Annotated in this window: 12 protein-coding genes; all 12 read right to left on the bottom strand. The window is 57.7% G+C overall.

Annotated features, from left to right (window positions below):
- Window positions 1-10: 10 nt before the first annotated feature.
- The 12 genes from nuoN to F1002_RS02875 are packed head-to-tail and all read right to left on the bottom strand — an operon-like array spanning window position 11 to window position 13594.
- Window positions 11-1489 carry an NADH-quinone oxidoreductase subunit NuoN gene (gene nuoN, locus F1002_RS02930; protein WP_150427523.1) on the bottom strand — a complete coding sequence of 493 codons (1479 nt, stop codon included), beginning with the start codon at window positions 1487-1489 and terminating at the stop codon, window positions 11-13.
- Window positions 1490-1501: 12 nt separating this feature from the next.
- Window positions 1502-2986, bottom strand: coding sequence for an NADH-quinone oxidoreductase subunit M (locus tag F1002_RS02925; protein WP_150427522.1), 1485 nt, complete (start codon window positions 2984-2986; stop codon window positions 1502-1504).
- A gap of 32 nt (window positions 2987-3018) precedes the next feature.
- Window positions 3019-5073: an NADH-quinone oxidoreductase subunit L gene (nuoL, locus tag F1002_RS02920; RefSeq protein ID WP_150427521.1), complete on the bottom strand. Its 2055-nt coding sequence runs from the start codon at window positions 5071-5073 to the stop codon at window positions 3019-3021.
- Window positions 5074-5075: 2 nt separating this feature from the next.
- Entirely contained in the window at window positions 5076-5387 is a 312-nt protein-coding gene (gene nuoK / locus F1002_RS02915) for an NADH-quinone oxidoreductase subunit NuoK (RefSeq protein ID WP_150427520.1), read from the bottom strand.
- Between the two features lie 14 nt (window positions 5388-5401).
- Complete coding sequence (locus F1002_RS02910; protein WP_150427519.1) at window positions 5402-5998, bottom strand: NADH-quinone oxidoreductase subunit J; 597 nt, start codon at window positions 5996-5998, stop codon at window positions 5402-5404.
- Between the two features lie 12 nt (window positions 5999-6010).
- Complete coding sequence (nuoI, locus tag F1002_RS02905; RefSeq protein WP_150427518.1) at window positions 6011-6499, bottom strand: NADH-quinone oxidoreductase subunit NuoI; 489 nt, start codon at window positions 6497-6499, stop codon at window positions 6011-6013.
- Window positions 6500-6509: 10 nt separating this feature from the next.
- A complete protein-coding gene (gene nuoH / locus F1002_RS02900; RefSeq protein ID WP_150427517.1) occupies window positions 6510-7559 on the bottom strand; it encodes an NADH-quinone oxidoreductase subunit NuoH in 1050 nt (349 codons plus the stop codon).
- Window positions 7560-9896, bottom strand: a complete 2337-nt coding sequence (gene nuoG, locus F1002_RS02895; RefSeq protein WP_150427516.1) for an NADH-quinone oxidoreductase subunit NuoG — start codon at window positions 9894-9896, stop codon at window positions 7560-7562.
- A gap of 45 nt (window positions 9897-9941) precedes the next feature.
- Window positions 9942-11270, bottom strand: coding sequence for an NADH-quinone oxidoreductase subunit NuoF (gene nuoF, locus F1002_RS02890; protein WP_150427515.1), 1329 nt, complete (start codon window positions 11268-11270; stop codon window positions 9942-9944).
- Window positions 11270-11743, bottom strand: a complete 474-nt coding sequence (nuoE, locus tag F1002_RS02885; RefSeq protein WP_150427514.1) for an NADH-quinone oxidoreductase subunit NuoE — start codon at window positions 11741-11743, stop codon at window positions 11270-11272. The genes nuoF and nuoE overlap by 1 nt, the downstream gene beginning before the upstream one ends.
- Window positions 11743-12996: an NADH-quinone oxidoreductase subunit D gene (locus tag F1002_RS02880; RefSeq protein ID WP_150427513.1), complete on the bottom strand. Its 1254-nt coding sequence runs from the start codon at window positions 12994-12996 to the stop codon at window positions 11743-11745. Before F1002_RS02880 ends, nuoE begins: the two co-directional genes overlap by 1 nt.
- A complete protein-coding gene (locus F1002_RS02875) occupies window positions 12989-13594 on the bottom strand; it encodes an NADH-quinone oxidoreductase subunit C (protein ID WP_150427512.1) in 606 nt (201 codons plus the stop codon). The genes F1002_RS02880 and F1002_RS02875 overlap by 8 nt, the downstream gene beginning before the upstream one ends.
- Window positions 13595-13602: the final 8 nt, after the last annotated feature.

Here is a 13602-nt window from a genome sequence, read left to right as displayed (position 1 = left end):
TGCGGATTGCTCAGAGCGAGCGCAGCAGGGCATAGGCACACAACGACATGATCACCTGCGGGAAAATCCCCAGCAGGGCGACAGCCAGGCCGTTGGCGGAGATCAGGATGCGCATGTCCATACCGGCGGTGAGCGGCGTTTCATCAACTGGTGCATCGAAATACATCAGCTTGACGACACGCAGGTAGTAGAAGGCACCGATCAGCGAGAACAGCACGGCGACGATGGCCAGCCACATGTAATCGGCAGCCACGACAGCCTGCAGGACCGAGAACTTGGCAAAGAAGCCGATGAAGAACGGCACGCCCGCCATCGAGAACATCAGCATCAGCATGATGCCGGCGAACCACGGGCTACGCTTGTTCAGGCCCTTCAGGTCTTCCAGTTCGTCGGCCTCAAAACCGGCACGGGACATCAGCAGGATCATGCCGAAGGTGCCGGCCGACATCAGCACGTAGGCGATGACGTAGAACATGGCAGAGCTGTAGGCATTCAGGGCATAACGGGCGTCACCGCCGACCACGCCGGTGACGATGCCAAGCAGCATGAAGCCCATGTGGGAAATCGCCGAATAGGCCAGCATGCGCTTCAGGTTAGTCTGGGCGATTGCGGCCAGGTTACCGATGGCCATCGACAGCACGGCAAGAATGACCAGCATGGCTTGCCAATCCTGCGCCATCGTAATCAGGCCATTGACGAGCAAACGCATGACGATGGCGAACGCAGCCAGCTTCGGTGCGGAACCGATGAACAGCGTGACCGAAGTCGGCGCGCCGTGATAGACGTCCGGAATCCACATGTGGAAAGGCACGACGCCAAGCTTGAAGGCCAGACCGGCAACCAGGAAAACCAGGCCGAAGACCATCACGGTCTTGTTGACGCCACCGCCGTACAGACGCTCGGCGAGCCCGGTAATTTCCAGCGTGCCGGTCGCACCGTAGATCATGGACATACCGTAGAGCAGCAGGCCGGAAGCCAATGCGCCGAGGACGAAGTACTTCATCGCGGCTTCGGTCGACACCACGGAATCGCGGTTCATGGCCACCATCGCGTACAGCGACAGCGACAGCAATTCCAGACCGATGTAGATGGTCAGGAAGTGGTTGGCCGAGATCATGACCATCATGCCGAGCGTGGCGAACAGGGCCAGCACGTAATACTCGCCCTTGTTCATGGACTCGCGGTCGATGATATAGGCACGCGAGTAGAACATCACGATGACTACGGTCATGTACAAGAACAGCTTCAGCAGGTCGGACATCAGGTCGTCGACGAACATGTTGCTGAAGGTGTAGGTAATCTCGCCAGTACTCGTCGCGAACTGGATCGCCGCGCAGCCGATCAGGGTCAGCTGGGTCAGTGCGAAGGTAACGGTGCGTCGGCTATCCTTGACCAGCAAATCGATCATCAGGATGGCCAGCGCCATCACGACCAGGAAAATTTCCGGAGCGGCGGGCAGTAGATTGGGGACAACGAAATTGTCGAACATGTCGGCTACCGTTTATTGAATCTTGCTGATGGCAACGTGATGCAGCAGGTCGTTGACCGAGGCATGCATGACTTCGGTGAAAGGCTGCGGATAGACACCCATCCACAGCGTGGCAATAGCCAGCACCGCCAGGATGGCGAACTCCCGCTTGTTGATATCGCTCAGTTCCTCGACGTGATGGTTGGCGACGTCGCCGAAAATAACGCGCTTGTACATCCACAACGAGTAGGCGGCACCGATGACCATCGAGGAGGCCGCAGCGAAAGCCACCCAGAAGTTGAACTTGACGGCACCGAGAATAACCATGAATTCGCCGACGAAGCCCGATGTGGCCGGCAAACCGGCGTTGGCCATCGTAAACAGCATGAACAGGGCCGCGAACTTGGGCATCTTGTTAACCACACCGCCGTAGTCGGCAATCTGGCGGCTATGCACGCGGTCGTACATGACACCGATACAGAAGAACATGGCACCCGACACGAAACCGTGGGAAACCATCTGGACCAGCGCACCTTCGATACCCATGGCGCTGAACATGAAGAAGCCCAGCGTCACGAAGCCCATGTGGGCGATGGACGAATAGGCGACCAGCTTCTTCATGTCTTCCTGAACCAGGGCGACGAAACCGATATAGACGACGGCGATCAGCGACAGGGCAATGACCAGACTCGACAATTCATGCGAGGCATCCGGTGCGATCGGCAGCGAGAAACGCAGGAACCCGTAGGCGCCGAGCTTCAGCGCAATGGCCGCCAGGACGATGGAACCACCCGTCGGCGCCTCGACGTGGGCGTCCGGCAACCAGGTATGCACCGGCCACATCGGAACCTTGACGGCAAAGGCGATCAGGAAGGCCAGGAACAACCAGATCTGCGGACCGAGAGCGATCGGCAGTTTGTGCCATTCGAGGATCGAGAAGCTGCCACCGGACTGGATGAACAGGTACATCAGCGCCAGCAGGAACAGCAGGGAACCGAACAGGGTATAGAGGAAGAACTTGAAGGCCGCATAAACACGGTTCGGGCCGCCCCAGACGCCAATGATCAGATACAGCGGGATCAGCGATGCTTCGAAGAAGACATAGAACAGCACGCCGTCCAGCGACGTGAAAATGCCGTTCATCAGACCCGACATGATCAGGAAGGCGGCGTTGTACTGGGCAACCTTTTGCTCGATCACTTCCCAACCGGCTGCCACCACGATAATGGTGATGAAGGCGTTGAGAACGACGAACAACATCGAGATGCCGTCCACCCCAAGGTGGTAATTGATATTGAAGCGCGGAATCCACGTCTTCAGTTCAACGAATTGCATGCCACCGTTGGCGATGTCGAAATTCGTCCACAGCGGGATCGTCACCATGAAGGCAGCGATCGAGCCGATCAGGGCAAGCATCCGCGCCAGCGGAGCGTTCCGGTCGCCGCCGGTGGTCAGCACCACCAGGCCGGCAACAATCGGAATCCAGATTGCGAGAGATAGCAGCGGGTAAGTCGACATGTTATTCCTTGCTCTTCTGCGAACTATTCACGCTAGGCGCGGTTGATCCACAGGGTCATCAGCACAAAGACGCCGATGATCATGGTGAAAGCGTAGTGATAAACGTAACCGGTCTGGAACAGGCGGGTCACGGTGGCAATCCATCCGACCAGCTTGGCCGAACCATTGACGATCAGGCCGTCGATCACGGCGACATCGCCACCCTTCCACAAGGCCTTGCCGAGCAGACGGGCACCGCCCGCGAAAACGACTTCGTTGAACTTGTCGAAGTAGTACTTGTTCTCGAACAGTGTGTTGATCGCGGAGAAACGGCGCTGGATTGCGGCGGGAATGTCCGGACGCTTCATGTAGAAGAACCAGGAAACGACGACACCGGAGAGGGCCAGGATGAACGGCAGCGTGGTCAGCGAATGAATGCCCATCGCCGCTGCACCGTGGAACTCTTCAGCCAGATGCTCCATGGCCGGGTGAGCGTGGTGATCGATGAAGATCACGCCCTTGAAATAATCGCCGTACAGCATCGGCTCGATTGCGAAGTAACCAATGGCCAGCGACGGGATGGCGAGCAAAACCAGCGGCAGCCAGACGACCCACGGGGTCTCATGCGGCTTCTGACCCGGAGCAAGACCATGGTGGTGGTCGTGCGTGGCTTCCTCGTCGTCATGATCGCCGTGATGTTCGTGGTGATGGGCATCGTCAGCCTTGCCGAAGCGTTCTTCGCCGTGGAAAACGAGGAAGTACATGCGGAAGGAGTAGAAAGCCGTTACGAAGACACCGGCCAGAACGGCATAGTAGGCGAAAGCAGCACCCGGCTGGCCAGCGTGGTAGGCAACAGCGGCAGCCTCGATAATCGAGTCCTTGGAGTAGAAGCCGGACAGGAAGGGTGTGCCGATCAGGGCCAACGAACCGACCAGCGAGGTGATCCAGGTGATCGGCATGTACTTGCGCAGACCGCCCATGTTACGGATGTCCTGGTCGTGGTGCATGCCAATGATGACGGAACCGGCTGCGAGGAAGAGCAGTGCCTTGAAGAAGGCGTGGGTCATCAGGTGGAAGATGGCAACCGAGTAGGCCGAAGCGCCGAGCGCAACCGTCATGTAGCCGAGCTGGGACAAGGTGGAGTAGGCGACAACGCGCTTGATATCGTTCTGGATGATGCCCAGGAAACCCATGAACAGGGCTGTGATGGCACCAATCACGATGACGAAGGACAAGGCCGTCGTAGACAGTTCAAACAGCGGCGACATCCGGGAAACCATGAAGATACCGGCAGTCACCATGGTCGCCGCGTGAATCAGCGCGGAAATCGGCGTCGGACCTTCCATGGAGTCGGGCAGCCAGACGTGCAGCGGAACTTGGGCGGACTTGCCCATGGCGCCGATGAACAGGCAGATACAAGTGGCCGTCATCAGGGAGACTGTCGCCCAGTCGCGGTCGGCGAACAGGTTGATCGTGGTGGCGGCGAGTTCCGGGGCCTTCTGGAAAACGGTGGCGTAATCCAGGGTACCGAAATGCGTGAGGATCAGGCCGATGCCAAGAATGAAACCGAAGTCGCCGACCCGGTTGACCAGAAAGGCCTTCATGTTGGCGAAGATTGCGGTCGGACGGGTGTACCAGAAACCGATCAGCAGGTAGGAGACCAGACCGACAGCTTCCCAGCCGAAGAAGAGCTGCATGAAGTTGTTGCTCATCACCAGCATCAGCATGGAGAAGGTGAACAACGAGATGTAGCTGAAGAAGCGGTTATAGCCCGGATCTTCCTGCATGTAACCGATGGTGTAGATATGGACCATCAGCGATACGAAGGTCACCACGATCATCATGGTCGTGGTCAGGGAATCGATCAGGAAACCCACCTCGAACTTGTAGTCGCCACTGGTCAGCCAGGTGTAAACCGGGCCGTTGAAGGTGTGCCCGGCCTGGACATCCTTGAAGATCATCACCGAGGCGATGAAAGCGATGGCGACACCGGCGATGGTGGCGGTATGGGCAACCCAACGCGGAATGACCCGGCAGAACAGGCCGGCGATCATGGCACCGATCAGCGGCGCCAGCGGAACGAGCAGATAGAGTTTTTGCATTTCCATGTTTAACCCTTCAGGCTGCCCAGGTCATCCACATGGATGCTCTTGAGGTTGCGGAACAGCACGATCAGGATGGCCAGACCGATCGCCGACTCGGCGGCGGCAACGGTCAGGATGAAGAAGACGAAAATCTGGCCGGAGATATCTTGCAGATAATGCGAGAAGGCCACGAAGTTCATGTTCACCGCCAGCAGCATCAATTCGATGGCCATCAGCAGAACGAGAAGATTCTTCCGGTTCAGAAATATCCCGACTACGCTGATCGCGAACAGGATCGCGCCCAGAATCAGGAAATGCGAGAGAGTCAGATTGAGCATAATCTTCCCTGGTTTCAGTCTTTTTCAACCGGCATCTGCAGAACGCGGACGCGATCCTTCGCCTTGACGAAGACCTGCTGATTCGGGTTGGTGTACTTCGATTTCTTCGGACCGCGGTAGGTCAGCACGATCGCGGCGATCATGCCGACGAGCAGAATCAAGGAAGCCAGCTCGAAGGGATAAACGTAGTCGGTGAACATCAGCGCACCGATGGTCTTGGTATTGGACACACCGGCCGGCACCATGGCTTCGGCAGCCGGCACCTGGAAGTACTTGCTGCCCAGCACCAGGCCCATTTCCATGACCATCAACAGACCCAGCAAAGCCCCCAGCGGCAGATAGTTCCAGAAACCCTGCCGGATGCGGTCGATATTGATATCCAGCATCATCACGACGAACAGGAACAGAACCATGACCGCGCCGACATACACCAGGATGATGGCGATCGCCAGGAATTCGGCCTGCAGCAAAGCCCAGATACCGCCACAAGTGAAGAAAGCCAGGATCAGGTGAAGCGCGGCATGCACCGGATTGCGGGCAGTGATCACGCGAAGGCTCGCGAAGATCAGAATCGCCGACAGGAAGTAGAAAACTCCAGTTTGAAAATCCATCGCTAGCACCTGTTATCGGTAAGCAGAATCAAGCTCGCGATCTTTCGCGATTTGATCTTCGTAGCGGTCGCCGTTGGCCAGCAACATCTGCTTGGTGTAATACAGATCGCCGCGCTTTTCACCGTGATATTCGAAAATGCGGGTCTCGACAATGGCATCGACCGGACAGGCCTCTTCGCAGAAACCGCAGAAGATGCACTTGGTCAAATCGATATCGTAACGGGTCGTACGGCGCGAACCATCGTCACGGGGCTCCGCTTCGATCGTGATAGCCAGAGCCGGACAAATCGCCTCGCACAATTTGCAGGCAATGCAACGCTCCTCGCCATTCTCGTAGCGGCGCAACGCGTGCAGGCCACGGAAGCGGAAGCTCTGCGGCGTCTTCTCCTCCGGATATTGAACGGTAATCTTGCGGGCAAAGAAATATTTGCCGGTTACCGACATCCCCTTCAACAATTCCTTGAGGAAGAGGCTGTTGAAGATTTCCTTCATCGAACCCATTAGTCTCTCCTCACTTCCAGATATTCAGCGGCGACATCATCCAGACGCCGACAACAACTAGCCAGATCAGACAGATCGGCAAAAACACCTTCCAGCCCAGACGCATCAGCTGGTCATAGCGGTAACGCGGGAACGTCGCGCGGAACCACAGGAAGAGGAAGAGGATCGCCGACATCTTGGCAAACAGCCAGAGAATGCCATCCGGCAGGAAACCGACCGGAGAGAGCCAGCCGCCAAGGAACATGATGGCGGTCAGCGCAGAGACCAGAATCATGTTGGCATATTCTGCCAGGAAGAAGACAGCGAAAGCCATGCCTGAATATTCGACGTGGAAACCGGCCACGATTTCCGACTCACCTTCGGCGACGTCGAACGGTGCCCGGTTGGTCTCGGCTACGCCGGAAATCAGATAGACCAGGAACATCGGGAATAGCGGCAGCCAGTTCCAGGACAGGAAGCTCAAGCCCCAGTCGGCAAAACGACCTTGATTCTGGATATTGACGATTTCAACCAGATTCAGACTATTGGAAACCATCAGGACGCAGATCAGCGAGAAACCCATCGAAATTTCGTAGGAAACCATCTGCGCCGCAGAGCGCATAGCGCCGAGGAAAGCGTACTTGGAGTTGGAAGCCCAACCGGACAGGATGATCCCGTATACACCCATCGAGGTGATGGCCATGATGTACAGCAGGCTGGCATCGATATTGGCCAGAACCAGGCTGTCAGTAAAAGGCACCACGGCCCATGCAGCCAGAGCGGGGGCGATCGCCAGCATCGGAGCGATGACGAAAATACCCTTGTTGGCAGTCGCGGGAACGATGATTTCCTTCATCAGCAACTTCAGGCCATCGGCGATCGGCTGGATCAGGCCCCAGGGACCGACACGGTTGGGGCCAATACGGACCTGCATGTAACCAATGACCTTGCGTTCGAAGTAGGTCAGGTAGGCAACGCCAAGCATCATCGGCGCTACGATCAGGACAATTTTGACCAAAGCCCAGACTGCAGGCCAGGCACCGCCAAAAATGCCTTGTCCGAAATTCATCAGTGCGTCCATTTATGCACGCTCCACGGAAATCGAGCCGAACATGTCGCCGAGCATCACAGTACTCGCATGTGCCGCGGCAACACGAACACAGCCTGCCGGTACGCTATTGTCCAGCTTGGCTACCAAAACAGTTTCACCCGAGCCCTGCTTCACCCGGACCTGCACCTTGTCAGCGACACCTAGCTGATTGAGTGTGTGCTCATTCATGCGAGCGGTTGGCGCAACGGAATCAGCCGTTTGCTGCAAGGCCGGGGCGCGGCGCGCCATCGGATCGGCAAAGTTGATCGGAACATCGGCAATACGTTGCAAGCCATTCGCGGAAAACGCGGGGGCTACAAGGGCGACGTCGTTGAGTTCGTTGCCCAAACCGGAAACGAATTCGACAGCCTTGCCGCCGAGCACCTCATCACGAACCTCTTCACTCGAGGCGTAGGCAAAACCTTCCAGATTGAGGACGTTACCCAAGACACGCAGAATCTTCCAGGCCGGGCGTGCATCACCCCGCGCCTTGACCACGCCGTTAAAACTTTGGGCACGGCCTTCGGTATTGACGAACGTACCCGAAGTTTCGGTAAAGGGAGCGATCGGCAGCATCACGTCGGCGTATTCCAGGGCCGGAGCATGCTTGAAGGCCGACATGTAGACAACCAAGCTGGCTTGCTTGAGCGCACCCAGAGCCAGCTGCGGGTTAGCGCAATCGAATTCCGGCTCGATGCCCATCAGGACATAGGCCTTGCGCGGCTGCTCGAACATCTGGCGAGCGTTGGCACCGGACGGCAGCGCACGAGAAACGTGCGCGCCAACGGTGTTGGCACCTTCGCCGAGGAAACCGACGGTAGCACCGGTCAGCTTGCCCAACTCCAAGGCCAGGGCATGCAATTGGGTGGCGTCGGCAGACTGGGTCGCCACATTGCCCAAGAAGACAGCGCGCTTGTCACCATCGACCAGGCTTTGTGCAATCTTCCTGCTGGTATCGCAAACAGCAACGTTTGCCAGCGCGGCCGGGGCAGCAACACCCTTTATATCGGCAGCCGCCTTGACTACAGCAGCCAGCGTTGTGGCCAGCGCGGCCGGAGCAACGGTGATACGGGCGTGCAGATTGATCAGCGGGTCATCGCCGGCAACATCGAGCAGGCTGACCTTGGTATATTTCTTGGCCGCTTGCCGCAGGCGCTGGGCGATCAACGGGTGATCCTTGCGTAGGAAGGAGCCAATGATCAGAGCACCATCCAGATCCTTGATCTCGGCAAGGCGCATGCCCAGCCAAGGTGCGCCGGCACGCTTGGAATCGGACGAAAAATCGCTCTGACGCGAACGGAAATCGATATTGCCGCTGCCCAAGCCCTTCATGACCTTGCCGAGCAGGAACAGTTCTTCAACGGTCGAGCTTTGTGCGGCCAGTGCAGCAACGGCATCGCCGCCATTTTCGCGGGCGACATCCTTCAACCCGTGAGCTACGTAGTCGAGGGCAACGTTCCAGTCGACTTCCTTCCACTCGCCACCCTGCTTGACCATCGGCTTGGTCAGGCGCTCATCGGAGCTCAGAGACTGGTAGGAGAAGCGCTCCTTGTCGGAAATCCAGCATTCGTTGACCGCTTCGTTTTCACGCGGCAGAACACGCATCACGTTGTCGTGCTTGACCTGGACGACCAGATTGGCGCCAACGGAATCCTGCGCGCTGATCGACTTGCGGCGCTGCAGTTCCCAAGAACGGGCGGTGTAGCGGAAGGGCTTGGAAGTCAGGGCACCGACCGGGCACAGGTCGATCATGTTGCCTGACAGTTCAGAATCGACCGAACGACCGACGAAAGTCATGATTTCCGAGTGCATGTTACGGTTGGCCATGCCGAGTTCCATGATGCCGCCGATTTCCTGACCGAAGCGGACGCAACGGGTGCAGTGGATACAACGGCTCATCTCTTCCATGGAGATCAGCGGACCGACACTCTTGTGGAAGACAACGTGCTTTTCTTCGGTATAACGGCTCTTCATGGGGCCGTAGCCGACGGACATATCCTGCAACTGACACTCGCCACCCTGGTCGCAAATCGGGCAATCCAGCGGGTGATTGATGAGCAGGAATTCCATCACCCCCTTCTGCGCCTTGACGGCCAGTTCGGAGTGGGTAAATACTTTCATGCCGTTGGTCACCGGCGTTGCACAAGCCGGCAACGGCTTCGGCGCCTTTTCCACCTGCACCAGACACATCCGGCAGTTGGCGGCGATCGAAAGTTTCTTGTGGTAGCAGAAATGCGGAATGTAAACGCCAACCTGCTGCGCGGCATCCATCACCGTGCTGCCGTCGGGCACTTGCGCCTTTTTGCCGTCGATCTCGATTTCTAGCATGTCGCTACCTTGTAGCCAGTTTTTTCGTTACTAACCCGCGGCCTGTCAGGCCGGAATCTTGTGGAAGCCGCTGCCCGCCCATTGCACATCCTTGGGAACCAGACAGGTCTTGTTTTCGATGTGGTACTCGAATTCCTTGCCGAAGTGCTTGATGAAGCTCTGCACCGGGAAGGCTGCCGCGTCACCGAGCGCACAGATGGTGCGGCCAGCGATGTTGCCGAGCACGCTGTTCAACAAATCCAGGTCTTCGGGCTTGCCCAGGCCGTTCTCGATGCGATGCACCACCTTGTACATCCAGGCCGTACCTTCACGGCAGGGCGTGCATTGGCCGCAGGATTCTTCGTGGTAGAAGAAGGACAGACGCTCCAGCGCCTTGACCATGCAGACCGTCTCGTCCATCACGATGACCGCGCCCGAACCCAGCATCGAACCGCCCTTGCTGATCGAGTCGTAGTCCATGGTGCAATCCATGATCACTTCGCCCGGCATGACCGGCGCCGACGAACCGCCGGGGATGACCGCCTTCAGCTTGCGTCCGCCGCGCATGCCGCCACACATTTCGAGCAGGGTCGCGAACGGCGTGCCAAGGGGAATTTCGTAGTTGCCCGGACGATTGACATGGCCGGACACCGAGAACAACTTGGTGCCGCCGTTGTTCGGCTTGCCCAGGTTCAGGAACTCCTCGCCGCCCATCTTCAGGATGAAGGGAATGGAAGCGAAGGTCTCGGTATTGTTGATCGTCGTCGGCTTGCCGTAGAGGCCGAAAGAAGCCGGGAACGGCGGCTTGAAGCGCGGCTGGCCCTTCTTGCCTTCGATCGATTCGAGCAACGCGGTTTCTTCGCCACAGATATAGGCGCCGTAGCCGTGGTGGGCGAAGAGTTCGAAATTGAAGCCGGAGTCGAGAATGTTCTGGCCGATGAAGCCGGCAGCACGCGCTTCGTCGAGTGCCTCTTCGAAACGCTTGTACTCGTGCCAGACTTCGCCGTGCACGTAGTTGTAACCGCGGTTGGCACCCATCGCATAGGCGGCGATGGCCATGCCTTCGATGACCGAATGCGGGTTGTAGCGCATGATGTCGCGGTCCTTGAAGGTCCCCGGTTCGCCTTCGTCGGTATTGCAGACGACGTACTTGTCACCCGGGAAGGAGCGCGGCATGAAGGACCACTTCAGACCGGTCGGGAAGCCGGCGCCGCCACGACCGCGCAGCACGGATTTCTTGACTTCGCTGATCACATCTTCCTGGGTCATCTTGCTTTCCAGGATGCGCTTCAGCTGCGCATAGCCGCCGCGTGCGACGTAATCCTTCAGATGCCAGGTATTGTCGCCATCCAGGCCTTCCATCAGGACGCCGTTGATCGAACCAAGCATGGCCATTATTTGCACTCCTCAAGCAGCTTGTCGATCTGTTCCGGATGCATGTGGCTGCACATCGAGCGGTTGTTGACGATGAAGACCGGTGCATCGCCGCAGGCCCCCATGCACTCGCCTTCCTTCAACGTGAACTTGCCGTCGGCCGTCGTTTCGCCGTAACCGATGCCGAGCTTCTTCTGGACGTATTCGCCGGCATGGTAGCCGCCGGACAGCGCGCACGGCAGATTGGTACAGACCGTGATCTTGTACTTGCCGACCGGCTTGAGGTCGTACATGTTGTAGAAGGAAGCGACCTCGTACACAGCCATCGGGGCGATGCCGAGATAATCGGCAACAGCTTCGATTGCCTCGGAAGGCAACCAGCCCTTCTCTTCCTGGGCGTGAGCCAGACAGGACATGGTGGCCGACTGCTTTTGATCAGCCGGGTACTTGGCGACTTCGCGCGCAAATTTCTGGAGGGTTTCAGCGGAAAACATCAGCGGTCAATCTCGCCAAAAACGATATCTTGGGAGCCGATGATCGTAACGACGTCGGCAATCATATGGCCACGAGACATTTCATCCAGCCCGGAAAGGTGGACAAAGCCCGGTGCGCGAATCTTCATGCGGTACGGCTTGTTTGCACCGTCGGAGACGAAGTAGATACCGAACTCGCCCTTCGGATGCTCGACGGCAGCGTAGGCCTCACCTGCCGGGACATGAATACCCTCGGTGAAGAGCTTGAAATGGTGAATCAGCTCTTCCATGTTGGTCTTCATGTTTTCACGCGGTGGCGGCGCCACCTTGTTGTTGTCGGTGATCACCGGGCCAGGATTCTTGCGCAACCAGGCGATACACTGCTTGATAATGTTGTTCGACTGGATCATTTCTTCCATGCGAACCAAGTAGCGATCATAGCTGTCGCCATTCACGCCGACTGGCACATCGAAATCGACCTTGTCGTAAGCGGCATACGGCTGCTTCTTGCGCAAATCCCAGGCAACCCCCGAACCGCGCAGCATGGCGCCGGTAAAGCCCATCTGCAAAGCACGCTCGGGACTCACGACACCGACGTTGACCAGACGCTGCTTCCAGATACGGTTATCGGTCAACAGGGTGTGGTATTCGGAATGATAGGTCGGGAAACGATTGGTGAAATCTTCGAGGAAGTCGAGCAGCGAACCGCTCCGGTTCTCGTTCTTTTCCGCAGCCTTCTTGGCATTGGTCCAAGTCGACTCCTGATACTGCGGCATCCTGTCCGGCAGGTCGCGATAGACACCCCCCGGACGATAGTAGGCAGCGTGCATCCGGGCACCGGAAACCGCCTCATAGACGTCCATCAGGTCTTCGCGTTCGCGGAAGGTGTACAGCGCCATGGTCATCGCACCAACGTCCAGCGCGTGACAACCGATCCACAACAGGTGGTTGAGGATACGGGTGACCTCGTCGAACATCACACGGATGTACTTGCCGCGCTCCGGAACCTCGATACCGAGCAGCTTTTCGGTCGCCAGACAGTAGGCGTGCTCATTACACATCATCGACACGTAGTCGAGACGATCCATGTAAGGAACGGACTGAACCCAGGTACGGGTTTCAGCCAGCTTTTCGGTAGCACGATGCAGCAGGCCGATATGCGGGTCTGCACGCTGGACGACTTCGCCGTCCAATTCGAGGACCAGACGCAAAACGCCGTGCGCCGCCGGGTGCTGCGGGCCAAAGTTCAGGGTGAAATTGCGGATATCAGCCATGTGCCGGATCCCCGTAAGTATCTTCGCGCACGATGCGCGGGGTGTTTTCGCGAGGCTCGATAGTCACCGGCTGGTAGATCACGCGAGCCTGATCCGGGTCGTAGCGCATCTCGACATGACCGGAAATGGGGAAATCCTTGCGGAACGGGTGACCAATGAAGCCGTAGTCGGTCAGAATGCGACGCAGGTCGTCGTGGCCGACGAAGGCGACGCCGTACAGGTCGAAAGCTTCGCGCTCGAACCAGTTGGCAGTCGACCAGACGCCGGTCACCGAATCGACCGCCGGAAAGCTTTCGTCATCGGCAAAGACACGAACTCGCAAGCGGAGATTCTGAGACACCGACAAGAGATGAACGACGACCGCAAAACGCGCACCACTCCAGGCACCGTCGCCGTAGGTCGAATAATCGACACCGCACAGATCGATCAATTCTTCGAAGCGGAAGTCCGACTCATCGCGCAGCGCAGTCATCACGCCGAGATAGTCAGCCGAACCGACTTCAACAGTTACTTCACCGAGCGCCAGCTTCAGAGACTTTATCTTGTCGCCGAAATGCTTCTGCAGGTTCTCACTAAGCGTTTCCAGCTTGGCAGACATATTCGATC

It is taken from the genome of Dechloromonas sp. CZR5 (assembly GCF_008711155.1).
In the GTDB taxonomy this organism is placed as follows: Bacteria; Pseudomonadota; Gammaproteobacteria; order Burkholderiales; family Rhodocyclaceae; genus Azonexus.
The sequence above is the reverse complement of the archived record's forward strand: the minus strand, read 5'-3'. Positions and strand labels throughout refer to the sequence as shown.

What these genes read in the sequence shown, in the direction of transcription:
- F1002_RS02910 (WP_150427519.1), bottom strand. Translation starts at nt 5,998, where the DNA reads ATGGATTTTCAAACTGGAGTTTTCTACTTCCTGTCGGCGATTCTGATC.
- nuoK (WP_150427520.1), bottom strand. Translation starts at nt 5,387, where the DNA reads ATGCTCAATCTGACTCTCTCGCATTTCCTGATTCTGGGCGCGATCCTG.
- nuoN (WP_150427523.1), bottom strand. Translation starts at nt 1,489, where the DNA reads ATGTTCGACAATTTCGTTGTCCCCAATCTACTGCCCGCCGCTCCGGAA.
- F1002_RS02875 (WP_150427512.1), bottom strand. Translation starts at nt 13,594, where the DNA reads ATGTCTGCCAAGCTGGAAACGCTTAGTGAGAACCTGCAGAAGCATTTC.
- nuoF (WP_150427515.1), bottom strand. Translation starts at nt 11,270, where the DNA reads ATGGCCATGCTTGGTTCGATCAACGGCGTCCTGATGGAAGGCCTGGAT.
- nuoH (WP_150427517.1), bottom strand. Translation starts at nt 7,559, where the DNA reads ATGGACGCACTGATGAATTTCGGACAAGGCATTTTTGGCGGTGCCTGG.
- F1002_RS02880 (WP_150427513.1), bottom strand. Translation starts at nt 12,996, where the DNA reads ATGGCTGATATCCGCAATTTCACCCTGAACTTTGGCCCGCAGCACCCG.
- nuoE (WP_150427514.1), bottom strand. Translation starts at nt 11,743, where the DNA reads ATGTTTTCCGCTGAAACCCTCCAGAAATTTGCGCGCGAAGTCGCCAAG.
- nuoG (WP_150427516.1), bottom strand. Translation starts at nt 9,896, where the DNA reads ATGCTAGAAATCGAGATCGACGGCAAAAAGGCGCAAGTGCCCGACGGC.
- nuoL (WP_150427521.1), bottom strand. Translation starts at nt 5,073, where the DNA reads ATGGAAATGCAAAAACTCTATCTGCTCGTTCCGCTGGCGCCGCTGATC.
- nuoI (WP_150427518.1), bottom strand. Translation starts at nt 6,499, where the DNA reads ATGGGTTCGATGAAGGAAATCTTCAACAGCCTCTTCCTCAAGGAATTG.
- F1002_RS02925 (WP_150427522.1), bottom strand. Translation starts at nt 2,986, where the DNA reads ATGTCGACTTACCCGCTGCTATCTCTCGCAATCTGGATTCCGATTGTT.